Source organism: Fundidesulfovibrio butyratiphilus, from assembly GCF_054657235.1.
Map to the genome: position 1 here is coordinate 548,982 of NZ_BAAHXA010000002.1, position 23,177 is coordinate 572,158.

General features: G+C 65.3%; 18 protein-coding genes. 3 read left to right on the forward strand and 15 right to left on the reverse strand.

What is annotated here, in order from left to right:
* The first annotated feature begins 21 nt into the window (after positions 1–21).
* Positions 22–1,092, forward strand: a complete 1,071-nt coding sequence (locus tag ACYQ01_RS13470; RefSeq protein WP_459934853.1) for a sulfotransferase family 2 domain-containing protein — start codon at positions 22–24, stop codon at positions 1,090–1,092.
* A 197-nt stretch (positions 1,093–1,289) separates the two neighbouring features.
* Here the strand turns inward: ACYQ01_RS13470 and rffA are convergent, their stop codons facing one another.
* The 5 genes from rffA to ACYQ01_RS13495 form a co-directional block, all read right to left on the reverse strand.
* Entirely contained in the window at positions 1,290–2,426 is a 1,137-nt protein-coding gene (gene rffA / locus ACYQ01_RS13475; protein ID WP_459934374.1) for a dTDP-4-amino-4,6-dideoxygalactose transaminase, read from the reverse strand.
* Positions 2,423–3,388 (reverse strand): glycosyltransferase family 2 protein, encoded by a 966-nt coding sequence (locus tag ACYQ01_RS13480; RefSeq protein WP_459934375.1) that lies wholly within the window; start codon positions 3,386–3,388, stop codon positions 2,423–2,425. The genes rffA and ACYQ01_RS13480 overlap by 4 nt, the downstream gene beginning before the upstream one ends.
* Positions 3,385–4,119 (reverse strand): GNAT family N-acetyltransferase, encoded by a 735-nt coding sequence (locus ACYQ01_RS13485; RefSeq protein ID WP_459934376.1) that lies wholly within the window; start codon positions 4,117–4,119, stop codon positions 3,385–3,387. The genes ACYQ01_RS13480 and ACYQ01_RS13485 overlap by 4 nt, the downstream gene beginning before the upstream one ends.
* Positions 4,120–4,192: 73 nt before the next feature.
* Positions 4,193–4,912: a class I SAM-dependent methyltransferase gene (locus ACYQ01_RS13490; protein ID WP_459934377.1), complete on the reverse strand. Its 720-nt coding sequence runs from the start codon at positions 4,910–4,912 to the stop codon at positions 4,193–4,195.
* A 166-nt stretch (positions 4,913–5,078) separates the two neighbouring features.
* On the reverse strand, positions 5,079–7,901 hold the full coding sequence (locus ACYQ01_RS13495) for a hypothetical protein (RefSeq protein WP_459934378.1): 2,823 nt from the start codon (positions 7,899–7,901) through the stop codon (positions 5,079–5,081).
* 246 nt (positions 7,902–8,147) lie between these two features.
* Between ACYQ01_RS13495 and ACYQ01_RS13500 the strand changes: the two genes are divergently transcribed.
* Positions 8,148–11,030 (forward strand): DEAD/DEAH box helicase, encoded by a 2,883-nt coding sequence (locus ACYQ01_RS13500; protein WP_459934379.1) that lies wholly within the window; start codon positions 8,148–8,150, stop codon positions 11,028–11,030.
* A 223-nt stretch (positions 11,031–11,253) separates the two neighbouring features.
* Here the strand turns inward: ACYQ01_RS13500 and ACYQ01_RS13505 are convergent, their stop codons facing one another.
* The 4 genes from ACYQ01_RS13505 to ACYQ01_RS13520 all read right to left on the reverse strand — a co-directional run bounded on the left by ACYQ01_RS13505 (position 11,254) and on the right by ACYQ01_RS13520 (position 16,703).
* Positions 11,254–12,627, reverse strand: a complete 1,374-nt coding sequence (locus ACYQ01_RS13505) for a sigma-54-dependent transcriptional regulator (RefSeq protein WP_459934380.1) — start codon at positions 12,625–12,627, stop codon at positions 11,254–11,256.
* Between the two features lie 10 nt (positions 12,628–12,637).
* Positions 12,638–14,095, reverse strand: coding sequence for a sensor histidine kinase (locus ACYQ01_RS13510; RefSeq protein ID WP_459934381.1), 1,458 nt, complete (start codon positions 14,093–14,095; stop codon positions 12,638–12,640).
* Between the two features lie 3 nt (positions 14,096–14,098).
* Positions 14,099–15,448, reverse strand: coding sequence for a glucose-6-phosphate isomerase (locus ACYQ01_RS13515; RefSeq protein ID WP_459934382.1), 1,350 nt, complete (start codon positions 15,446–15,448; stop codon positions 14,099–14,101).
* Positions 15,449–15,530: 82 nt separating this feature from the next.
* A complete protein-coding gene (locus ACYQ01_RS13520; protein WP_459934383.1) occupies positions 15,531–16,703 on the reverse strand; it encodes a pyridoxal phosphate-dependent aminotransferase in 1,173 nt (390 codons plus the stop codon).
* A 90-nt stretch (positions 16,704–16,793) separates the two neighbouring features.
* Here ACYQ01_RS13520 and sfsA point away from each other — a divergent pair, with 90 nt between their 5' ends.
* Positions 16,794–17,498 (forward strand): DNA/RNA nuclease SfsA, encoded by a 705-nt coding sequence (sfsA, locus tag ACYQ01_RS13525; RefSeq protein WP_459934854.1) that lies wholly within the window; start codon positions 16,794–16,796, stop codon positions 17,496–17,498.
* A gap of 623 nt (positions 17,499–18,121) precedes the next feature.
* Here sfsA and ACYQ01_RS13530 read toward each other — a convergent pair.
* The 6 genes from ACYQ01_RS13530 to ACYQ01_RS13555 form a co-directional block, all read right to left on the reverse strand.
* Positions 18,122–18,571: a hypothetical protein gene (locus tag ACYQ01_RS13530; RefSeq protein ID WP_459934384.1), complete on the reverse strand. Its 450-nt coding sequence runs from the start codon at positions 18,569–18,571 to the stop codon at positions 18,122–18,124.
* A 31-nt stretch (positions 18,572–18,602) separates the two neighbouring features.
* Positions 18,603–18,869, reverse strand: coding sequence for a hypothetical protein (locus tag ACYQ01_RS13535; protein ID WP_459934385.1), 267 nt, complete (start codon positions 18,867–18,869; stop codon positions 18,603–18,605).
* A gap of 699 nt (positions 18,870–19,568) precedes the next feature.
* Positions 19,569–20,315: a S24 family peptidase gene (locus ACYQ01_RS13540; RefSeq protein ID WP_459934386.1), complete on the reverse strand. Its 747-nt coding sequence runs from the start codon at positions 20,313–20,315 to the stop codon at positions 19,569–19,571.
* Positions 20,316–20,594: 279 nt separating this feature from the next.
* Positions 20,595–21,437, reverse strand: a complete 843-nt coding sequence (locus ACYQ01_RS13545; RefSeq protein WP_459934387.1) for a transglutaminase family protein — start codon at positions 21,435–21,437, stop codon at positions 20,595–20,597.
* A 4-nt stretch (positions 21,438–21,441) separates the two neighbouring features.
* The gene (locus ACYQ01_RS13550) at positions 21,442–22,200 is read right to left on the reverse strand and encodes a proteasome-type protease (protein ID WP_459934388.1); all 759 of its coding nucleotides are present in this window, start codon (positions 22,198–22,200) and stop codon (positions 21,442–21,444) included.
* Positions 22,197–23,174 carry an alpha-E domain-containing protein gene (locus ACYQ01_RS13555; RefSeq protein WP_459934389.1) on the reverse strand — a complete coding sequence of 326 codons (978 nt, stop codon included), beginning with the start codon at positions 23,172–23,174 and terminating at the stop codon, positions 22,197–22,199. Before ACYQ01_RS13555 ends, ACYQ01_RS13550 begins: the two co-directional genes overlap by 4 nt.
* Positions 23,175–23,177: the final 3 nt, after the last annotated feature.

A 23,177-nucleotide genomic window follows, 5' to 3' on the forward strand; every position in this document is an offset into this window, starting at 1 on the left:
GGGGATTTTGTATCGCGCTTGATGCTGTTTCAGCACTCCAAAGAGAACCGGAAACGGGCTCGCTCCTCAGGACTCCAGGCAGTTGCGGGTGCCTTTCTTTCACGTTTTCGCCATGCCGTGTTGTCATTTTCCTCTTGCAACAGGACGATCAACTCTTACCCATCCCTTATGTCTGAATGTATCGATGCCGACAAAGATCAGGCGGATAAGAAAATTTTTTTTATCCATGTCCCGAAAACTGCGGGAACATATCTCGACGAAGTCCTGCGCTCCACAGACGGGTTGCGCTATTATCACGGAAGCCATTGCGTGTGCGACGGGAAACCGGTGCAGTATTTTTCCCGAGGGTTCAACGTGAAAGCGGAAGACTCTGAGGGATTTACGGATTCTGTCCGGATAGCGGTGGTGAGAAATCCCTTTGACCTGTTGGTGTCGATGTACACGTACGGGTTCCCGTATTGGCCCCCGGGAATATCCATGACAACATGCCGTGCCCGTGGCGGATGCAATCTGTATTGGCCGTTTTCATCCTTTAAAGACTTTTGCGAAAAATTCTGCGACGACGCGTTTCCATGGCTTATCGAGGCGCAACGGCGGTCGCTTTACTTTCAGCTTTTCGACGCCCAAGGCAAATTGGTCCCGCATTATCTTCTGCGCCAGGAAACGTTGACCCAGTCACTGAACGCTCTTCTTCAAAAGCTGGGTTTGCCGGCGGCAACGAGGCCTGGCGAACGCGTTCGAAGCTCCCGCGACGCGCAGTTTCGCGATTACAAAAAATTTTACACGAAGGACTTGGCCCGGCTTGTGGCGGAGAAGTGTCGCAACGACTTGGCGCTGTTCGGATACAGTTTCTCCGGGCATGACGGTCGCACGCTTCTCGATGCCTCGGACCTTCCCGGTTTGGGGGCGGGGGAACTCCCGGCGTCCGCCTTTTTGCCGGATGGGCGCTCCGTGTATGATGGCTCCGCCGCGGAAATCAACATGCACGCGAACCAGCTTCTCGGTTTCACGAGTGTGACCCTGGCCAAGGAACTGGTCCGGCGTCTCGTTGGCACGGCGTGGAGCGTTCTGTCTCGGTCGGGACGGGGCTGACCATGCGCCTGCGGCAACCGTTTGTCTTGTGATTGAAGGCCAGTCGCACAAATCCCCGCTCACTCGCTGTCTGCAAGAACGTCGGGCCCTGGCCGGATGCGCGTTGCGTTTCGGACGTGAGAGGCTTTTTCGTCGTGTCGGCGTCTTTTTTCGAGCGGTGTGAAACGCGCGCGACATCTTTTCGCAAGGGCAAACGATCAGCCGCCGAAACCGGTCATGGCCGCGATGACCTCACCCTGCTCCTCGTCGCTCAAGTCGTTGTAGAAGGGCAGGCGCACCAGTCTGTCGGACACGTCCTCGCAGACCGGGCACTGGCCGGGCTCGCCGCCGAAGCGTCTTCCCATGGTGGACAGGTGTAGCGGCAGGTAGTGGAATACGGCCAGCATGCCTTTGTCCTTGAGGGCCTCGATCAGGCGGGTGCGGCTCTCCAGGCTGGGCATGAGCAGATAATACATGTGGTGGGACTGGTCGCAGTGCGCCGGAACCACGGGGCGGCGCGCGCCGATGCGCTTCGCCCAGTCGGCCAGTTCCGCGTCGTAGCGCTCCCAGATGGCGCGGCGTTTTTTCTGGATGGCCTCGGCCCGTTCCAACTGGGCGAAGAGAAAGGCGGCCAGCACCTCGGAGGGCACGTAGCTCGATCCCAGGTCCACCCAGGAGTACTTGTCCACTTCTCCCCGGAAAAATCGGGCCCGATTGGTGCCCTTTTCCCGCAGGATTTCGGCCCGCTGGGCCAAGTCCGGCCCCGGCAGGCACAGGGCCCCGCCCTCGCCGCAGGTGATGTTCTTGGTCTCGTGAAAGCTCAAGGTGGACATGTCGCCCAGCGTCCCCAACATCCGCCCCTTGTAGGCGGCGAACAGGCCGTGGGCATTGTCTTCCACCACGGCCAGGCCGCGCTGACGACACAGGGCGTTAATGGCGTCCATCTCGCAGCCCACTCCGGCGTAGTGCACCACGGCCACGGCCTTGGTACGCTCCGTAACCAGGCCGGCCAGGGTCGATTCGTCGATGTTCAGGGTGTCGGGTCGGATGTCGGCGAACACCGGCTTGGCTCCGCGCAACACGTAGGCGTTGGCCGTGGACACGAAGGTGAAAGCGGGCAGAATCACCTCGTCGCCGGGTTTAAGGTCCAGGAGCAGGGCGGTCATCTCCAGGGCGTGGGTGCAGCTCGTGGTGAGCAGGGCCTTGGAAAGGCCCAGGCGGTCTTCGAGTAGGGCCTGGGCGCGCTTGGTGAAGATGCCGTCGCCGGAAATCTTGCCGCTGGCCATGGCCTCTTGGATGTAGCGGTGTTCGTTTCCGGCGAAACAGGGCCGGTTGAAGGGAATGCGGTAGGTCATGGTCTGGGTGCGGGCTTTTGGCAGTTGACGGTTTCGGCCACGGTGTACACCGGCTTGTCCATGAGGCGCAGGTGCATGCGGGCGAAGTATTCGCCCATGATGCCCAGGGCGAAGAGCTGCGCGCCGGAAAACAGGCAGATGATGGAGGCCAGGAAGGGAAATCCCTGCACCGTGGTGCCCGAGACCATGTAGCGCCCGAGCACGAAGAGCAGGAGGCAGAGCCCGACCAGGGTGAGGGCGAAGCCCATCAGGCTGGCCAGTTGCAAGGGGCGCACGGTGTAGCCGGTGACCATGTTCAGGGTGTGAACGGCCAGTTTGCGCACGGTGTAGCCGGAGGTTCCGGTCTGGCGCGGGTTGTGGCGCACCGCGGTGCTGGAAAACTTCGCCGCGCCCCAGGAAAGCAGGACGTCGAGGTTGGGCATGGGGCCCTGGTACCCGGCGAAGGCCTGGCGCAACTCGGTGCGAAACGCCCGGAAGGCCGTGACCGTCTTGGCGGCGCTCACGCCCATGGCGCTTTGCAGGACGCGCTTGGTGACGCGGGTGGCCAGACGGCGCAGCAGGGGTTGACGCTCCTCGGGGAACGCGCCGTACACCACGTCGTGACCTTTGGCCAACTCTGCCAGAAGCTTGGGAATTTCTTCGGGCGGATGTTGCAGGTCGTCGTCCAGGGTGACGATGACGTCCTTTCCCGCCAGGCGCACGGCGCAGAGCAGGGCGTTGTGCTGGCCGTGGTTGCGCATGAGGCGCACGGCGCGCAGGCGCTCGTTCGAGGATGCCAGGTCGCAAAGGACGCTCCAACTGGCGTCGCGACTGCCGTCGTCCACGAGCACGGCCTCCCAGTCGAGGCCCAGGCCGTCCAGCACGGCCGCAAGGCGCTTGCAGAGTTCGGACAGGCTGCGCTCGGCGTTGTACACCGGCACCACGACGGAAACGGACGGAAAAGGGGACGAGGATATGGTCACGGGAGCCTTCGATACATGCACAGTTGGATGCGACGTACCAGAAAGCCCGCCCGGCCGTAAAGGCGCAAGGCGGGGATGTTCCCGCCCTGGGTGGTGACGGCGAGGGCGGACAAGCCGCGTTGTCTGGCGTGGTCGGCCACGCCCTGAAGCAGGGCCAGGCCCAGGCCCTGGCCGCGAAAGTCTCGGTGCATGGCGAACAGGCCGATGCGGGCCAGGGCGGCGTCGAAGCGCAGGGTGCAGATGCCGGCCGCGCGTCCGTCCCGCGTGAGGGTGAGGCAGAGGTGATCGAAGGTCCCGCGAACGGACTTGTCGATCCAGGTGGCGTACAGGGCGTGGACGCGTTCCACGCTGACGCCTGGCGTGCGCAGGTAGCGGGAATCCGCAAAGGAGCGGCAAAAGGCCTGGGCCAGGCCCGGGGCCTGTTCCGGCGTGGCCGGGGAGAGCGCCGTCTCGGACCGGGGTGGGGACGTCTCGGAGGGGGCGTCCAGGGCCATGTCCAGATGGACCTTCACCTCCAGGTGGCGAAATCCCGCTCCTTCCAGGGCCGCGACGCTCGCCGGGTCGCCGACTTCGCAAAAGGCCTCCACCAGGGCCAGCCCCCGGGCGCGGGCCTCTTCCGCCAGGCGCAGGGCGGCCGCGTCTTCCAGGCCGCTGGCCTCGATGCGCCCCATGGGCAGGCCGAAGTGGTCGCTGTCCCAGGCCAGGGGGATGAGACGGTTCGTCACGCTCATGTCCTCGCTCCGTGTCGAGCGCGCGGGTCCGGGGCGTCCGGGCGGGGCGGTCGGGCGAACGTGCGGAACGCGTTCACGGCTTTACCGCCGCCATGAGCAGCGAGCCGCCGGCCGGCATGGGGACCTTGGCCCGGATGAGCGTGCGTTCCAGGGCGCAGACCCCGGCGAACAGGGCGTTGAGAGGGGCGGCCAGGCGCATCTCGTCCAGGGGATCGGTGGGTGCCTTGACTCCGGGCAGGCGCTCGACCATGCGTGCGGCCATCAGGGCGGGCAACAACAGCGTGAGAAACGAGGTGGCCCAGATCGGGGTAAGACCGGCCTCGCGCACCAGGGTCGTGAGCCGGCCGCGGCCGTAGCGGCGACGGTGGTGCGAGAACGTGTCCCACTGGGACCAGAGCCAGCCATGCTGCGGGACGGCCAGCAGAAGACCTCCCCCGGGCTTGAGCGCCCGGGCCAATTCGGCCACGGCCGGGGCGTCGTTGTCCAGGTGTTCGATCACGTCGAAGGCCGCGACCACGTCGAAGTGCTCGCGAAAGGGCAGGTCCGTGATGTCGGCCTGCAAAAGCTCCGCGCGCGGCGCGCGTTGCCGGGCTATGGCCAGGCCTTCCAGGTGCAGGTCGCAGCCGGTGAGCTCCAGGTCCGAGCGGGTTCGGGCCAGGTGGCCGAGCACATGGCCCGTGCCGCATCCGGCCTCGAAAAATGTCCGGGCCCGGGGAAAGAGCCGGTCCAGGGTTAGGCCCACAAGGCGGTTCCGGGCCAGACCCCAGAAAAAGGTCTCCTCCAGTCGGGCCATGCGCTCGTAGACTTCGGGCGGATACTGGTCGTCGACGCCGGAAAGGGCGGGCGCGAAGGCGGGAATGGTTCGTATCGGCTCCGGTACGAAATTGCAGGCCGGACAGGTCCAGTCCGTCCGGTCGAAGGGGGTGTGGCAGGCGAGGCAGCGTTTGATGGGGGGCTCCTTACCGATTTCGCGGCGTGCGGGGGCAGGGCCGGGGCAGGGCCGGAAAGGCCAGGGCCGCCGTCAGCCACAGGCCCCAGAGGGTGAACAGGGTGGCGCACACGAGAAATTCCCAGCCGATCAGACGGCTTTTCCCCTTGCCCCGGTAGTCGAAGACCACGGTGTGCGACCCCGGGTCGAGGCGCACGGCCTTGAAGGCCAGGTTGGCCAGGTACAGGGGGGCGCTGTGGCCGTCCACCAGGACCGTCCAGCCCGGGTCGGCGTTGTCCAGATACACCAGCCAGCGCGGTTCGCCCGGGGGCACGTCGGCGCGCATGGTCACCCCGTTGGCTCGGAAGTTCTCCACCGTGACGGGCAGAGCCTTGCGGTCCGGCGGCGCAAGGTCGCCGAAAGCGAGCAGGCTCAACGCGCCCAGGCTGAAGCGTCCGCCCTCGCCGGCGCGTTCCGCGTCAAACACGTAGTAGCGGTACGCGGCCGGGGCCGAAAGCACGAAATCCCGATGTCCCGACGGCTCCCAGGCGGGAACGTCGTCGCGGCGGTCCAGCACGGTCCAGTGGCGGCCGTCGTTGGAGCCGGAAAGGGTCCAGGTGCGGGGCATGAGCGGCGCGTCGGCGGGTTTGTCCGGCCCCAGACGGTATTTCACCACGGTCTTGGGCTGGGGGTAGGTGTAGAAAACGGTGCGCCGGAAGTCGGGGAAGGCGGCGCGGGCCGCGTCCCAGAACGCGGGGTCGCCCGGATCGGCCTCCTGGCACAGGCCCTCGCGCGGGCACAAAAGCACCGTGGGCCGCAGGCGGCGCTGGGTTTCGGTCAAGGGCGCGTAATAGGGCTCGGCCGGCAACACGACCGGCCGCACGTCGGCGTCGCCCACTTCGGCCAGGTAGGCGGCGGCCTGGGCCGGGCTGTCGGCCTTGAAGACGTCGGCGGCCAGAAAGGCCTTGGGCGTCCCGCATCCCACGTAGCGCCAGGGACTTAAGACTCTGTTCATGATCCAGGGATTGTCCAGGTGCAGGCTTTCGTCCAGGTCCAGGCCGAGTTTGGCGTGGGTGAAGCGCACCAGGCCCGTGTTGATGTGGGTGACCGGAGCGCGCGGGGTCGGGTCGCACACGTCGAGGAACAGAAAGTTGAAGAGGTCGCCGTATTCGAGGTTGTAGTAGGCCAGGCGCCTGGCGCTCAGGGGATCGCGCATGGCCAGTTGGGCCGAGGGAAAACGGGTTTGCTGATAGACGGAGGGCCGAACCAGAAAGGCCTGGCGCATTTCTTCGAGTCCTTGGCGGAATTGGCGCTCGGTGAGCGGGGCGTCTCCCGTGTGGCCGGGAGCGCCCGCCGGGGGCGTGGGCAGGAAGGAAAACACCAGCAGAAAAGCGTAGGAGGCCAGGTCCGTCCCGGCCAAGCCGAACAGCCAGGCGAAGGCCCTGGTCCGGGCCTGGTCGGTGGTGAACAGGTACAGGGCGAATCCGCCCAGCAGCCCGAGCGGCAGGAAGTGAAAGGCGTAGGGCAACAGTTGCGCCGCATAGGGATAGCCGTGGGAGATGCCGTACGTCAGGTCCACGACCAGAACGGCCGCGCAGACTCCGGCGCACAGCCAGGCCGCCAGACGCACGCGGCGTCTGGATTCGTCGGCTTCGCCCGCGAGGGCGTCCAGAAAGAGGTCCGCTCCGAAGCCTGCGAGCAGGATGAGAAAAAACTTCACCAGGGCCAACTGGGCCAGCAGGTAGCGGGTGCGGTCCATGAGGGGAAAAACGTGGTAGGCCAGGGGAGCCACGAAAGTGGCCTGTCCCAGGGCCAGGGCCAGGCACGCCCCCAGGGCGGCCAGGGTGGGGGCCAGGGCCGGGCTCTGGTGGTGGCGGCGCAGCGCCAGCCCATACAGGGCGAAGGGCACGGCGAAAAGCCCGGCGTAGAGGGTGAAGATCCAGTCCCGGGGAGCGGCGTAAACCAGTTCCCACAGGCTGGAAAAGGCCTTGGCCGGGTCGTCGAGCACGGTCAGGTAGTTGTGCAGGGTGGCCTTGCCGGTCAGCGGATCGCGTCCGCCGTAGCCGGCCATGACGTCGTAATGGAGCAGGGTGGTGCAGAAGGAGACGAAGCTCAGGCCGATCACGGTCAAAATGGCCAGCCAGGCCAGGGACCCGGGCGCGAGCCAGGCTCCGGGGCCGGGCAGAACGGGAAGCCCCCGGGCGCGGCGCGTCAGGGCCAAAAGGCCCAGAAAGACGGTCAGGACCAGCACCTGCACGGGGGCGAAATAGCCGGGCGAGCCCAGTTGCGAGAGCACGAAAACCACGCCGGCCGCGAAGAGCAGGGACGGTTTCTGTTTGCGGAAGAACTCCACGCCGAAAAAGAGCACGAACGGCATCAGGGCGTAGTTGCGGAAGTTGAACCACACCTGGATGATCCACACCGCGGAAAGGGCCGCGCACAGGGCCGTGAACAGGGCCGCCCGCCGGTGGCGGTAGAGGCTTTGGCCGAGCAGGTACACGCCCGTGGTCAGAAGGATCTGTTCGAGCACCAGCCCGCATTTGAACAGCGTAAAGGCGTCGCGCACGTGCAGGAGTTTGCCCGCGACGGCCGTGAAATAGAGCGGGCAGGACATGGCGGTGAGCAGGCGCACGTCCGTGGCCACGCCGAAGAAATAGAAGGGGTCCCAGCCCTGAAGCTCGCCGTGGAAAAAGAACTCGTTGTAGATGCAGAAAAACTGCTGCAGCGCGGCGCTGGTGTCGTTTTGCACGACTTTGGGCTCCACCAGCCAGTTGGCCGCGACAACCAGGGCCAGAAGGGCCAGGAAACCCAGGTCCAGGCGGGAGCGTTTTTCCGGGAAGGCGGAGGTGGTCATACGGGAAGCGTCCTTGTCGGCCGAAGGGCGTTACGGTGGCGTCGCCCGGTTTGGTAATCCAAAACACCGGGCAAAACAACGCCCGCGCGATCGCCGGGCCGGGGGCGCGGCTCTGCTGGCCGGCTGGGCTCCTCGGCCTCGGGAAAAGGGACGCGCCGGCGCGTCCGGTTGCCAAGGTCGGACAAGAGCCGTACACTCGCGCAAACGCCCGCGTTCTGCGGGCCGCGCCATCGCGCAAGGACGGGCATGTTTCCCCAGAATCCATCCGATATCGAGGAATACGTCGCGGCGCTCAAGGCTGCCGAGCGTTTCAAAAACCGCATCTGCCACCACCGCGTTCTTCCGGCTCGCCAAGCCCTCTACGGCGAGCCCGTGCGTCCCTTTACGGCCGCCGTGCGCGAACTTTTGGCCGCGCGGGGCCTGACGCGCCTCTACAGCCATCAGGCGCTGGCCACCTCCCTGGCCCGGGCCGGACGCCATGTGGTGTCCGCCACGCCCACGGCCAGCGGCAAGACCCTGACCTACACCTTGCCGGTGCTCGACCAGGTGCTTTCCGATCCGGCCGGGCGGGCGCTCTATCTTTTCCCGCTCAAGGCCTTGGCCCAGGACCAGTTGCGCTCCCTGGAAGAGTTTCTCGCGCCCTTGCCCAAGTCGTCGCGGCCCACGGCCGCCATCTATGACGGCGACACCAGCCCCTACCGGCGCAAGAAGTTGCGCGAAAATCCGCCCAACATCCTGCTCACCAATCCCGAGATGCTCCACCTCTCGCTTCTGCCCCATCACGAAACCTGGGCCACGTTCCTGGCCGGGCTCGCCTACGTGGTGGTGGACGAAGTGCACACCTATCGGGGAGTCATGGGCTCGCACATGGCCCACGTGTTTCGTCGCCTGGAGCGGGTGTGTTCCCGGTTCGGGGCCCGGCCGACTTTCGTGTTCTGCTCGGCCACCATCGGCAACCCGGCCGCCCTGTCCCAGGCCCTGACCGATCTGCCGGTGGAGACCGTGAGCGAATCCGGCGCGCCCTCGGGAAAGCGCCACTTTCTTTTCATCAATCCTCTGGAGGGCGCGGCCAACACGGCCATCCAACTCCTGCGCGCGGCCCTGCACCGGGGGCTTCGCACCATTGTCTACGCCCAGTCGCGCAAGATGGTGGAGCTCATCGCCCTGTGGGCCAGCGAACGGGCCGGCCCCATGGCCAAGCGCATCAGCGCCTATCGGGCCGGTTTTTTGCCCGAGGAACGCCGCGACATCGAAGCCCGCATGGCCTCGGGAGACCTGCTGGCCGTCATCACCACCTCGGCTCTGGAGCTGGGCATCGACATCGGCGGTCTCGATCTGTGCATTCTGGTGGGATATCCGGGCACGGTCATGAGCACCTGGCAGCGCGGGGGCCGGGTGGGCAGGGGGCTCGGGGACTCGGCCGTGGTGCTGGTGGCCGGAGAGGACGCCCTGGACCAGTATTTCATGCGAAATCCCCAGGATTTTTTCGACCGCCCGCCCGAAGACGCGGTGATCAATCCCGACAATCCCATCATTTTGGCCCGTCACCTGGAGTGCGCGGCCGCCGAACTCCCCTTGGCCCTGGACGAACCCTGGCTGGCTCGGCCCGAAGCGGCCAGGCAGGTGGAAATGCTGGCCGCCAAAGGAAAGCTGTTGCTCGACAAGGAAGGGCGACGCTATTTCGCGGCCAGAAAGTCGCCCCATCGGGACGTGGACCTGCGCGGAGCCGGAGGCCGCTACCACATAGAGGATCAGACCGGACAGGGCATCGGGTTCGTGGACGAGCACCGGGCCTTTCGCGAGACCCACCCCGGCGCGGTCTACCTTCACCGGGGGCGGCTCTACCTGGTGACCGAATTCTCCATCGCGGACAAGCGGGTGCGGGTGGAAGAGAAAAAAGTGGACTACTACACCCGCGTGCGCGGCAACAAGACCACGGAAATCCTGGAAGTGCTGGACCACGGCCGGGCCTTCGGGGCCAGGGTGGGCCTGGGCCGGCTCAAGGTCACCGAGACCATCACCGGGTACGAGCGGCGCAAGACCCGGGGCGGACAGCTCCTCAACATCGTGCCCCTGGATTTTCCCCCGCTGACCTTCGAGACGGAAGGGCTGTGGTTCGAAATCCCCCGCCCCGTGCAGGACGAGACGGAACGGCGGCTTTTCCACTTCATGGGCGGCATCCACGCGGCGGAACACGCGGCCATAGCCGTGCTGCCGCTCCTGGTGCTGACGGATCGCAACGACCTGGGCGGCATCTCCACGCCCCTGCACCCCCAGTTGGCCAGGGCGGCGGTGTTCATCTACGACGCCATGCCCGGCGGAGTGGGGCTCACGCGCCAGGCCTTCGGCCGCATGGAGGAGCTTTTCACCCGCACTCTGGCCGCCATCGCCGGCTGCGGCTGCGAAAACGGCTGCCCCTCGTGCGTGCATTCGCCCAAGTGCGGCTCGGGAAATCGCCCTATCGACAAGCTGGCCTCGCAGTTCATTTTGCAGGCCATCCTTGACGGCGTGTCCGAGGAGGGAGACGGCGCGGTGGTCGAGCTGGTGGCCTCCCCGCCGGAGCCGGCCAAGCCCGAAGCGGGGGAAAAGGTCCTCCCGGCCCGCTTCGCGGTCATGGACCTGGAAACGCAGCTTTCGGCCCAGGAGGTGGGCGGCTGGGGGCGCGCCGACCGCATGAAGATGAGCCTGGGCGTGGTGTACGACTCGGTCCTGAACGAAAGCCGGGCCTTTCGCGAGGATCAGGCGCAGGCCCTGGTGGAGGCTCTGCGCGCCGCCGACCTGGTGGTGGGATTCAACATCAAGCGGTTCGACTACTCGGTGTTGGGGGCCTACGGCGATTTCAAGCTGGCGGACCTGCCCACCCTGGACATGCTCGAACGCATTCATGCCCGGCTCGGGGTCAGGATCTCGCTCGACACCCTGGCCCAGGCCACCCTGGGCGCGGCCAAGAGCGCCGACGGCCTGAAGGCGCTCAAATGGTGGAAGGAAGGCCGCCTGGCCGATATCGAGGCCTATTGCCGCAAGGACGTGGAAATCACCCGTGACCTCTACCTCTTCGGCCGCGACAACGGGTACCTGCTCTACACCAACAAGGCGGGCAAGGTGGTGCGCTGTCCGGTGGATTGGTGACAGAGGCCCGTTGACCGCCTTGCGGAACAGCCTGGTGCAACATTCTCGCAGGCTGCACGAATCGACTGTTTCGACGACCAGGCACGGGACACGGCCAAGGGCGCGTTCGGTTTTTCCGGAGTGCGCGTCTTCCCTTGGTGGATCACACGTGTTCGGTGCGAGAGGATTTCGAACGGGCCGTCCGCCCGGATCGACCTCGTCGAAGGGATGTTTCAATGGGCGGCTAATGCCCAGCGATATTGTACTTTTTTAGCTTGTACTGCAAAAGGCTCTTGGAAAGTCCCAGCATCTCTGCGGCTTTGACCTGCACGAAGTCGCTTCTGGCCAGGGCGCGGCGCACCAGGGCGGCCTCGATCTTTTCCAGGGTCTCGCCGAGGTTGATGCGCACGGGCAGAAGATCCACGGCGCTTTTGTACTGCGATTCCTCGTCGCGCAGCTCGGCCGGCAGGTCCTCCACGCCGATCTGGTCTCCCGCGGCCAGCACCACGCAACGCTCCACCACGTTTTGCAACTGCCGCACGTTGCCCGGCCATTCGTAGCCGGTCAGGGCGTCCATGGCCTCGGTGGTGAAGGAGCGGGGGGCCTTGTCGTTTTCCGCCGCGTACTTGCGCAGAAAATGTCCGGCCAGCAGGGCGATGTCCTCCCGGCGTTCGCGCAGCGCCGGCATGTCGATGCGCACCACGTTCAAGCGGTAATAGAGGTCCTCGCGAAAGGTTCCGGCGGCCACGGCCTGTTGCAGGTCCTTGTTGGTGGCGGCCACCACCCGGATATCCACCTCGATGGATTCGGTTCCGCCCACGCGTTCGAACGTGCGTTCCTGCAGCACCCGCAAGAGCTTGACCTGAAGCTCGGCCGACAGTTCGCCGATTTCGTCCAGGAACAGGGTGCCGCCGCTGGCCATCTCGAACCGGCCGCGACGCCTGGCCACGGCGCCGGTGAACGACCCTTTTTCGTGGCCGAAGAGTTCGCTTTCCAGCACCCCGGGATTGAGCGCCGTGCAGTTGACCGGAATGAACGGTCCGTCCTTTCTGGGCGAAGCGAAGTGGATGGCCTTGGCCACCATCTCCTTGCCCGTGCCGGACTCGCCCGTGATGAGCACGGTGGAGCGCGAGGGGGCGGCCCGCTCCACGAGCTCCAGCACGCTGGCCATGGCCTTGGACCGGCCGATGATCTGGTGCACGGCGAAACGCTCTTCCAGGCTTTGGCGCAGCAGCATGTTTTCGCGTTGCGCCTTGGCGAACTGGGCCGCCTTGGCCACCGTGAGCATGAGTTCGTCGTTGGAGAAGGGCTTGGTCACGTAGTCGAAGGCCCCGACCCGCATGGCTTCCACCGCGCCTTCGATGGAGCCGAAGGCGGTCATGATGATGACCGGCACGTGGGGGTAGGCCTTGCGCACGTGTTCGAGCACTTGCTGTCCGGTCATTTTGGGCATTTTCATGTCCGTGATGACCAGATCCACCTCGGACTCTTCCAGATAGGCCAGGCCCATTTCCGGGTCGTCCAGCGCGGTGACGGCGTAGCCGGCGTCGGTGAGCAGGGCTTCCAGAATGAGCACATAGTTGCGTTCGTCATCGAGGACGAGAATCTGTGTGGGCATGGGAGGGATTTTAGGCCGCGCTGAAGGTGATGTCCACCCTGGCGCCGCCCTCGGGGTTGTCGCCGAGCTCCATGGTCGCGCCGTGGCTTTGCAGGATGCTCGACACGATGGCCAGGCCCAGGCCCGTGCCCGAAGCCTTGGTGGTGAAGAACGGGTCGAGCAGCTTGTCGCGCACCTTGGGGTCGAAGCCCGGTCCGGTGTCCACCACCGAGAGGATCACCCGGCCCTCGGCGGTCAGCCCGCGTATGACGATTTGTCCGCGCAGGGTTTCCCCGGGGTCGGCGGGCAGGTCGGCCATGGCCTCCATGGCGTTGGCCAACACGTTGTAGATGGCCCGGTAGAGCAGGTTCTTGTCGCCCTTCACGGTGAGGCTGTGCGGGTAGTCGCGCACGACTTCGATCTTGAGTTCCCGGCACCGCTGTTCGAGAAAGGCCAGGGCCTGGTCCAGCACCAGGGCCAGGTCCATGGGGTCGACCTGGGGCGGTTTGGGCCGGGCGTAGTCGAGAAAGTCGCCCACGGTCTTGGAAAGGCGCACCGACTCCTCGTGGATGGCGGCCAGGATCTTGGCCGTGAGGGCGTCCTTGTCGGACAGCCGGGTCATGAGCAGCTCGGAACTGGAGCGGATGATGCCCAGGGGGTTTCGGATCTCGTGGGCGATGCCGGCCACCATGCGGCCCATGCTCACGAGCTTTTCGTGCTGCATGAGTTCGCGTTCGTAGGCCTCGCGTTCTCCCTGGCGCTGGGCGTTCACCCGGTCGATGCGGGTGAGGACCATGCGCAGGATGAAAAACACGGCCACGGCCGTGGCCAGGGCCGAAAAGACGATGATGCGTTCGAAGGTGAGCACCTTCTGGTAGTCGGCGGTGATGTCCTGGGTGAACTCCATGGCGCCCATGATGGGGCCGGACGGCTTGCCGGCTTCCAGTCCCACTTCGGCGCGCAGGGCGTAGGTGGTGCGCAGCACCACGCTCTGGGGGGGAATCACCTGGCTGAAGAGGCCTTCCAGGGCGCTCATTCGGTAAATGATGTCGAAATTGTAGGACCCTTTTTCCAGGGTCCGCTCCACGGCCTCGCCGGCCAGGCCGGGCTGGCCCACCAGGTTCTTGTCCAGGGCGAAGGAAACCACCTTGTTGTGGTCGAAGATGCGCAGGTCGAGCACCGAAAAATTTTCGATGGTGGACTGCACCACGGTGTTGAGCAGGGCGTATTGTTCGGGGTTGGACAGCTCCACCGCGTTGAATTTGAGAAAACTCGGCAGGGTGAAACGTCGAAAAATTTGGTGGTTGAGGTTTTCCGCCAGCAGCAGGGCGTACTCCTGCTGTTTCGCCAGGAGCATCTGGCGGGCGTAGTTGGCCAAAAACATCGACAGAAACAGGCTGGCCAACACGATGAGCACGAGCGTGCCCCAGGAGACCACCTTGACCAGGTTGAAAGACCGTTCCTCGCCGGCCTCCCGGGGCGCATTCACGTGCTAGAACTCCGTGGTGTTGGGCGCCTGAGTGAGAAAGGCCTCCAGGTCGGCCTTTTCTTTTGTCAGACCCTGAGCGCCCAGACGCGCCTTGGCCAGGCGTTTGCCGAGCTCCACGGCGGGCTGATCCAGGGGGTCGATGTTCAAGAGCCAGCCGGTGAACACGGTGGTCAGTTCAAGCAGGGCCATGAGGCGTCCGGCCTCGTGTTCGGCGCAGCGGGACAGGTGGACCCCCACCAGGGGAATGTTGTTTTGGGTCATGGCCATGCGCGAGCCCAGGGCTTCGGCGTCGAGCAGGTCGCCGAGCATCTTGCCGCGCAGGTAGCCGAACTCGTCGGGGAGGGAGCCGGGAAAGGCCAAGCCCTCGGGCATGTTGTCGCTGGTGATGAAGAGGCAGCCCTTGTCCTTGGGGCCGTCCAAAAACATCTGCTGGATGGAGTGCTGGTCCGTGACGCCCACGGCCGGAATGGGCATGGACCCCTTGCCGTTCTTGCCCAGGCTTTCGGCCCAGAGCTGGGCGAACCAGGCCCCGAACGTGGCCAGGGGCGGCACGTAGCTGAAGAAGATGAGCTGGTTGAACCCGGCGTCCACCAGGGACCAGTTCCAGGTGGCCAGTTTCCACGCCGGGTGTTCGGCCAGTATCTTGGGCGACAGGATGGTCTCGAACAGGGGCGAGGTGACCGCCAGGGCGCCTTCGACCAGGGCCTCGTAATCGATGCCCAGAAACGCCGCCGGGATGAGCCCCACGGCCGAAAGCGCCGAGTACCGTCCTCCCAGATAGGTGGGCACGGGCAGGGTGGCGAAGCCGTGGCGTTTCGACTCCTGCCGGAAGAACCCTTCCTCGCCGGTGACCATGACCAGATGGTCCTTCCAGGCGTCGCCCAGGTTGTCGCGCAGCCACTGCATGGCCAGGAAATACTGGCTGGTGGTCTCGATGGTGCCGCCGGACTTGCTCACCGCCACCACCACGGTCTTTTCTGCGGGCAGTTTGGTGAAATAGGCGGTAAGCGACGCGGCGTCCACGTTGTCGGCGATCCAGAGCCAGGGGCCGGCGTGGCAGGGCTGGTCCTGGGCCGGAAAAAAGGCCTTTTGCAGGGCGCGAGCGCCCAGGGCCGAACCGCCGATGCCCAGAAGCAGCATGTGTTCGAAGCGTTTGAGCTTGGGAGCCAACTCGGCCAGCTGGGACTTGAGGGCCGGCCAGTGCGGCAGGTTGATGAAGGGCAGCTTGCCGCCGTCGGCCCCGGAAAGCTCCGTGGCCAGCTTCTCCACGAACCAGCCGATGCGGGCCTGTCCGGCGCTGGGAGAGACGCGGGACGGAAAGGCGTTGGTCCAGTCGAGAACGTTTTTCGACATAGCGCTTGCTCCTTGTGGGATCGGTTGTCAGTCTGGCTGAAGGTCCGGCGCGCCGGGATACGCCTTTGCGTCGCGGCCGGCCCTACGCTCCGAGTATCTTGCCCACGGCCTCCAGCGCCCGGATGAGGGTCTCGTCCGCCACGGCGTAGGAAAAGCGGATGCACCGGTCGTCGCCGAAGGCCGAGCCCGGCACCAGGGCCACCAGGGCCTCTTCGAGTATGCGCGCGCAAAGCGCCGCGCTGTTCGGGCAGGAGGCATCGTAGCGCGAGGCCACACTGGGAAACAGATAGAACGCGCCGCCCGGAACCGCACAGTGCACACCGGGCCAGCCGGCCATGATTTCGAGCGCCAGATCCCGGCGACGCTGAAAGGCCTGGCGCATGACCTCCACATGCTCGAACCCGCCAGTCAGGGCGGCCAGGGCGGCCTTTTGGGCCACGGAGCACACGTTGGAGGTGGATTGCCCCTGGATCTTGGCCTGGGCCTTCACCAGGTCGGGATGGGCCAGGCACCAGCCCACGCGCCAACCCGTCATCGCGAAGCTTTTGGACACGCCGTTGACCACGGCCACCCGCTCGGGATACTTGGTCCACCATTTTGCGCAGCTTCCGGCCGTGGCCGGGGGATAGACCAACTGGTCGTAGATTTCGTCGGAAATGACGAACAGGTCGTTGGCCATGGCCCATTCCATGATGGCGTCGAGCTGGTCCTGGGTGTAGCAACCGCCGGTGGGATTGGAGGGCGAATTGAGCATGAGAATGCGCGACCCCGGGGTGCGGGCCCTTTCCAGTTCGTCAACGCTGACCAGAAAGCCGTTTTCGGGGTCGCTGGGCACGGGCACGGGCGTGCCGCCGGCCAGCAGGGTCATGTCGGGGTAGCTGACCCAGTAGGGCGCGGGGATGAGCACCTCTTCGCCGGGGTTGATGAGCGCCACCAGCAGGTTGTACAGAACCTGCTTGCCGCCGTTGGAGACGATGACCGCCTCGGGCGGGGCCTCGACTCCGGCGGAATTCCTGAAATAGTTGGCCACGGCTTGGCGCAGCTCGGGGATGCCTGGTACCGGGGTGTAACGGGTGAAATTGGCGTCGATGGCCTCTTTGGCGGCCAGTTTGACGTGGTCGGGCGTGGGGAAGTCCGGTTCGCCCACGGCCAGGCTGATGACGGCCTTGCCCTTGGCCTTGAGTTCCTGGGCCATGGTGTTCATGGCCAGGGTGGCCGAGGGCTTGATACGCGACAGTTTGAGAGCGGTGCGCATGGAGGTCTCTTTTTGAGCGAGTTGACGGCGAAACGGCCAGCGCCCGTTGTAGAGGAAAAATTGCCGACAGTAAATTCATACCGGCCGCTTTTGCCCTTCCGTGTTCCGCTTCGCGCGGCCCGTTTGGCGGGGAGACGCAAGCGTTTTTTAGTGGACGCCTACGACGAGTCCGGTGCTTTCACCGCCCATACGAACAACACCGGCTCCATGCTGGGGCTGTTGCGTCCGGGGAGCGAGATTCTCCTGAGCGCAAGCGACAATCCGGCGCGTAAATACGTCCACACCTTGGAGATGGTCCGCTTTGGTTCCGGGAGGGAAGGCTTTTGGGTGGGGGTGAACACGGCCACGCCCAACCGGCTTCTCAAGGCCGCCTGGGCCGCCGCGCGTCTGCCCGAACTGGCCGGGACAACGCGTTTGCGTTTGGAACCGCCCTTTCCCGGCGGACGCCTCGACGCCCTGGCCGATGGTCCGGGGGGACCGGTGTACATCGAGGCCAAGAACGTCACCCTGTCCGAGGACGACGTGGCTCTTTTCCCGGACGCGCCCACCGAGCGGGGGCGCAAGCACCTGACGGAGTTGAGCCGGTTGGCCGGGGACGGAACGCGCGCGGCCCTGTTTTTTCTCGTGCAGCGTCCGGACGCCTCCTGTTTCGGACCGGCCGACCTGATCGACCCGGACTATGCGCGCGAATTCTGGCAGGCCGTGGACGCCGGGGTGGAAGTGTGGCCGTATGTGGCCGAACTCTCCCCGCGGGGGATCGAACTGGGTCGGCGTTTGCCCTTGGTTTGCCGTTGACAGCCCGCCCAAAACGTCGATTCTTGCAGCCTGTTCAAAAAACTTGCTGGCAAGGCGCGAAAAAAAGTCAAGCCCGAAGCGGAGTTGGCATCCGTTGAGGGGTTGCGTTTTTCGCAGCAACGCAGCCAGCAAGGATTTTTCAACAGGCTATTGAACGGGGCGCGTGGATCGGCATTTTTTAACGGCCAGTTGCGTTTGAGACGTGGCCCTGTCCCGGACCCTTTGCGCGCGGCCCCGGACCGGGAGTGTGCATCCGGGGCGGGTTCTTGGGGAAAGCGTCGCGCTCGGACAGACCCGAAACGGCTTCTTGGGTTTCAAAGGTTTGGCGACACTTCGGGTTCTTGCACCAGCGAACGCGCAGCACCGTGCTTTCGAGCTTGTCGGTTTCGATGACCCGGGTTTCCTGGCCGCAGACGGGACACAGCATGCAAACCTCTCTGGCTTTCCCCGGGCGCGGGGGCCGGCGTATGCCGACCCCCGGAGGGTGCGGGGATGGGGTGGGAAGGGCCGGTCCGCCCTGCTCGACCGGTCTCTATGGGGACAGGCCGGCGCTCGCTCGCGTGGGGGTGCGCCTGGCCTGGTTGGAGGTACAAAATGTTCCGATTCGTCGAAAAGAGCGCCGGTCAGAAAACTTGGCGGGCGCCGGCCCGGAAACGGTCTTGCGAATCGGACGGGACGCTGGTCCGCGAGTCCAGGGCCTTATAGGCCCGGACCTGATTGCGCAGGGGCGTCTCGCCGTCGTCGCCGGTTTCCACCGAAAGCCTAGCCACGAAGCGCAGGCCGTGCAGTTCTTCGGAGTCGCTGACGAAATTCGGATTCGGGTGGCCGGACTTGATGGCCAGCATCTTCAGTCGGGCCAGTCCGGGTTCATGGTCCAGCAGGACGCCGTCGAAAATCTTGCGTCCGGCGTACGGGCCCTCCGTGACTTCATGCACCAACTTGAGCAGCGGCCGGCCCGCACGGGATTTGATGAGCAGGCTGTCCGTCACCACGCAGGGATATTCTCCCGCGGGCAACAGCGGGGTGGGCGGCTCGGGGTGGACGGCTTCGAGTTTCGCGCCGATGTAGGCCATATGGGTACTCCTTGGCACTCTACTTTTATGACTACCGGGCCAGACTGGCCGGATAGTCGGTTCCGGCGGCCCGGCGCAGGTCGTTTTCATGGTCTTTCCAGGCCTTTTCCTCCCGCAGGGTCTCGTCCGAGGGAGTGAAGAGGCGACAGCTTCCGACGGCGGCCGTACGGCACGTGGCCAATCCGTCCACACAGGTTTCGGGCAGGGCGCGAAACACGCCGGTGATCTCTTGGCACCAACCCACCAGGGCGTCTCGAGTGTCCCAGTGGGCGCACAAGGCGCAGCGCGGTTCGATCACCGCCGGTCCAGAAAAGGCCCCGGATTCGAGACCGGGAACCGTGTCGAACGGTTCGCTCGCGGGCGTGTCACGGCGGACTCCTTGGTTTGATCCCGGCCGGGAAAGCCCCTGGCATGGTTTTTCCCGGCCGGATGTTTGACGATACTGTGCAGCGGTCCACCCGCGCCGCGCGGGGCCGGATGGTTTTTCCCTCGCCGGCCTTGGGTGTCAGGTAAGTCCTGACGAATACGCCTTGTCGATTTCGCTTCCCGGCCGCTGGGCTTGTGGTCTTCCCTCTCTCCCGCCTGGCCCCCGTGATTGGGCCTCGGAGCGCTCTGGCCTTGGGTCTGCCGGTACCGGCCTCACCGCGTTTGCCAGGAAAGCCGTCAGGTGGCGTCAGGCGGGGACAATATTCGTAATCGAATTAAAGTCAACATCAAATTTCTTAAAAGAATATCTTGCTGCGCTAGAATCTGCCAGAAAATTCGGGGAGACGCGATTGTTTGGGCCTTTGGTGTACAAGAACTATTCGTTTAAGAATATTTGTGCGAATAGAATAAGGAGCAAGAAAAATGGGAGAAAAAGAATACCGGACGGCCGGGCGTGGGCCGAAATGGCGCAGGCGGACGTCCCGGCCGGGTCGCGCGGTCCGGTCGTCGAAACCGCGCAACCCGACGCTTCGGGGACGCCCGCCGCATTCCGCCGTGCGACGGAGGAGGTCTATTTGCGTGTCATGTCCGACCAGGCCCAGATCACCCGTCCCACCATGGCCCGACGCAAGTCGGACTGGTAGTCGGTTTCCAGGCAGTAGACCGAGGGCGGATAGGAGCGCCGGTCCGGGTTGTCGCACAGGAAGGTGAGCAGGGTCCGGTCCTGCTTGCGGCTGGTGTACACCCGCTTGAGGGACACTTCGCCGTCCGGCCCCGGCTCGCGCACGAGAAAGATGGAGCCGTCGGGTTCGGGGCGGAAGTCGTCGCGATCCACCAGGACGATATCGAGCGGATGCAGGGTGGGGGCCATGGATTCCTGCCCCTTGCCCACTTCCAGGGCCACCAGGTTGGTGCGGTAACGGATGGACGACTGGTCCTTGAGGGCCAATACCCAACCGCGCACGGCGTCCGCCGGGATGAGCCCCGAACCGGCCGCCGCGGGGGGCAGGGCCAGGGGGATGGCCATGTAGTTTTCCGGAGCGGGTTGGGGCGCGCTCTCCGTAGCCACCGCGCCGCGCCGGGCGGAGGCGAAGACCACCGGCCGGGTGGTGTTCTTTTCGTCGTCGGGAAAGACGATCCTGGCTCCCAGGGTTTCAAGCACCCGGGCGATGGTGTCGAAACGGGGAATGGCCTTGCCCGCCAGAAACTTGGAGAGGTTGGGCTGGCCCACGCCGGAACGCTCGGCAAGGGCCGACGGCCCGCCGAAGTCCCGCGCCATGCGGGCGATGCCCTGCTTGACCTTTTCCACCATGCTCATGGCAGCTCCCTCGCCGGGAATGCGTCTCGGCATATTCGTCCGGCAGCGTTGACGTAATCGAATACTCATCCGCGTGTCTATGAGCACTAGCCCATGCGCCTGCTGTTGTAAAGATATTCTCGCCAAAAGCAGTAAATACCTGACAAGGAGACGGCCCGGAACGCGGCCGCGAACGCTCGGCGCGAACCGCAAAACGCGCGCAAAACCGACGCGCGCGTTCGGCTTGTGGGCGTTCCGGGCTCGGAAGTCCCTGGCGCCGCGAGCCCGGGCGAAGGGAGATCAGTCCAGGATGTCGATGACGATGCGGTGGGTGAGTCGAGCCGTGGCCCCATCGCCCCGGAACGTCCCGGTCAGGGGGGCGGTGTCTTCGGCGAAGGGGCTGGCGCACAGGGCCAGGTGGGCGTCGGCCACGGCCAGGCCCAGGGTGGGGTCGAAGCCGCGCCATCCGGCGCCGGGCAGGTAGGCTTCGGCAACGGCGTGCAGGTCGTGTTCGGTCTGATCCGGATCGCCGGCCTGGTAGCAGGAAACGTACCGGGCCGGCAGGCCGGCCAGGCGGCACAACTCCATGAACACCAGGCTCACGTCCCGGCAGGCGCCCCGGCGCGTGCCCAGGGTGCGGGCCGGGCTTTGCAGGCCGGGTTCGGGTCTGGGGGTGACGGACACGTTGCGGTGCAGCCAGTCGTTGGCCGCATGGAGATAGGCCACGCTGTCGCCCTGGACCAGGGCGTTCAGTTCGCGGGAGAGGTCCCCGGCCACGGGACAGCCCGTGGGGACCAGGCTGGGTTCAAGCGTCAGGCGTTCGGTCGGGGTCAGGTCCACGGGAAGGGTCATGGCCCCGGGAGCGAGCAGGTAGTCGTAGGGATTGGTCCGCAGCGTGCTGGCGGTCAGGGTGGCGCGCACCGCGAGTTCGTCCCACAGACCTTCGAACCACAGGTTGTGCACGGTGTTGCCGCAGGCGTCGAGCAGGGCGCAGGAGCCCGAGGGACGCGGCGTCACCTCCAGGGCGAAGCTCTCCAGGCGCTGGGCCGGGCCGGACGCCGGACACAGCCGCACCAGATGCGGCTCCAGGAACACCGGCTTGGAGTAGCGGTAGCGGGTTTCGTGTACGACGCGAAAGCGCACGGTTCTACTCGCCGGTCTTGCAGTGGAGCTTGCGGGTGACCGGGGACAGTTCGGCCGCGATGGCTTCGATCCACTCCGAGGGCAGGGCGTGGACGCTTTCCCGCAACCGTTCCTGCCACCAGGTGGAGATGTGGGCCAGCTCCTTTTGTTCGAAGCGGTGTTCGATCAGGGTGAAACTGCCTTTGGAGTAGACCACCACATCCAGGGGGAAGTCCACCCCCGCGGCGCTGATGCGCGTGGAGTCGAAGGCCAGGCAGCCCACCTTGAGCGCGAAGTGGATGGAATCCGCGTGCTTGAGCGTGCGGTCGAGCACGGGTTTGCCGTATCCGGTTTCGCCGATGATGTGATACGGCGTGCCGGCAGACACCTCCACCCAGTTGCCCTGGGGGTAGATGAGGTAGAGCTTGTGCGTGGCGTCGGCCTCGAACTGCCCCCCCATGAGCATGTGGATGTTGAAGGTGAGCCCGGACTGGTCCAGGTATTCCTTGTCCTCCTTGGCCACGCGCCGGATGATGTCGGCCAGGATGTTTACGGCCTTGTAGAGCTTGTCCAGGGGTTGGCAGGTCTCCAGGGCTTCCTCGAAATAGGTTACCACCTTGTCGCGCACCGAGCGCAGTCCCGAAGTCATGAAGAACAAGGCCCCGGACTGGGTTTCGTAGGTGCTCAGTTTCTGGGCCGTGGTCATCTCGTTGCCCGCGGTGATGCGGGTGTCCGCTATGCCAACCAGGCCGTCCTCCACCGTGATCCCCAAACAGAATGTCATTGTTCCACCTGTTGTTGCGACTCCGGTCCCGGGTAGCCGAAGAATTCTCGTCCCAGCCGGATGTCCGCCTCGTTCATGCGGGTTTGCAAGCGGTCCGTGAACCGGTGCAGACCGTGCTCGAAAACCTCCTCGATGGTCAAGTACGAGAGATCGGCGCACAGCCTGCCCACCAGGCGCTCGCTCTCGCGGGTGAAGATGCCCGAGGGCGTGCCCGTGATCGCGTGCAGCGAGGCCTGGACGTTGGTCAGGCCGTAGAGCACCGAGCGGGGGAATTCGTGGTCGAGCAGCAAAAAGTCCGCCACCTTGGCCGGCGAGATGCGCCCCCGGCAGCGTCGGAAGGCGTTCAGGGCGCTTGTGGCCCGCAAGAGCGCGGCCCAGTGGATGGAGTCGAACACCATGGTCGGCCCGCCCTCGCCGGGCAGCATGCGATGGCAGTTGACATCGAGGATGCGCGAGGTCTTGTCGCAGCGTTCCAGGAGGCGGCCCATGCGGGCAAAGTGCCAAGCGTCGTCTTCGATCATGGTGTCGGCGGCCACTCCGCCCAGGGTGAAGTCGCGCAATTTGATCTGCTGGCAGAATTCGAAGGGGTTTTCCACGGCCTCCAGGGGGCGCTTGGCCGCCTCGCGCACCAGGTGGAAATAGATGTTGATCTGTTCCCACATCTCCGAGGGAATGACCTCGCGGATGGCCCTGGCGTTTTCCCGGGCCGCCCACAGACAGGAAGCGATGGAGTTGGGCGAGTCCTGGTCGAAGCTCAGAAAGGTGATGACCGTGGCGGCGTCGTATTCGCCGTAACGCTCCTCGAACAGGGCGTTGTCGCCGCTGGCGACGATAAGGGGTTTCCAGGCCTCCATCCCAGCCCCGGGCTGGTCGAGGGTGAGATGCCAGTTGACTTCGACGAAACGGGCGATGTTGCCGGCCCGCTCCAGATAACGGCTCATCCAGTAGACGGCGTTGGCCACGCGCGAAAGCATACG

Excerpts from the sequence above, each read along its gene's own strand:
- ACYQ01_RS13470 (WP_459934853.1), top strand. The coding sequence starts at position 22 with ATGCTGTTTCAGCACTCCAAAGAGAACCGGAAACGGGCTCGCTCCTCA.
- rffA (WP_459934374.1), bottom strand. The coding sequence starts at position 2,426 with ATGACCTACCGCATTCCCTTCAACCGGCCCTGTTTCGCCGGAAACGAA.
- ACYQ01_RS13485 (WP_459934376.1), bottom strand. The coding sequence starts at position 4,119 with ATGAGCGTGACGAACCGTCTCATCCCCCTGGCCTGGGACAGCGACCAC.
- ACYQ01_RS13490 (WP_459934377.1), bottom strand. The coding sequence starts at position 4,912 with ATGGCCCGACTGGAGGAGACCTTTTTCTGGGGTCTGGCCCGGAACCGC.
- ACYQ01_RS13495 (WP_459934378.1), bottom strand. The coding sequence starts at position 7,901 with ATGACCACCTCCGCCTTCCCGGAAAAACGCTCCCGCCTGGACCTGGGT.
- ACYQ01_RS13500 (WP_459934379.1), top strand. The coding sequence starts at position 8,148 with ATGTTTCCCCAGAATCCATCCGATATCGAGGAATACGTCGCGGCGCTC.
- ACYQ01_RS13505 (WP_459934380.1), bottom strand. The coding sequence starts at position 12,627 with ATGCCCACACAGATTCTCGTCCTCGATGACGAACGCAACTATGTGCTC.
- ACYQ01_RS13515 (WP_459934382.1), bottom strand. The coding sequence starts at position 15,448 with ATGTCGAAAAACGTTCTCGACTGGACCAACGCCTTTCCGTCCCGCGTC.
- ACYQ01_RS13520 (WP_459934383.1), bottom strand. The coding sequence starts at position 16,703 with ATGCGCACCGCTCTCAAACTGTCGCGTATCAAGCCCTCGGCCACCCTG.
- ACYQ01_RS13530 (WP_459934384.1), bottom strand. The coding sequence starts at position 18,571 with ATGGCCTACATCGGCGCGAAACTCGAAGCCGTCCACCCCGAGCCGCCC.
- ACYQ01_RS13540 (WP_459934386.1), bottom strand. The coding sequence starts at position 20,315 with ATGAGCATGGTGGAAAAGGTCAAGCAGGGCATCGCCCGCATGGCGCGG.
- ACYQ01_RS13550 (WP_459934388.1), bottom strand. The coding sequence starts at position 22,200 with ATGACATTCTGTTTGGGGATCACGGTGGAGGACGGCCTGGTTGGCATA.
- ACYQ01_RS13555 (WP_459934389.1), bottom strand. The coding sequence starts at position 23,174 with ATGCTTTCGCGCGTGGCCAACGCCGTCTACTGGATGAGCCGTTATCTG.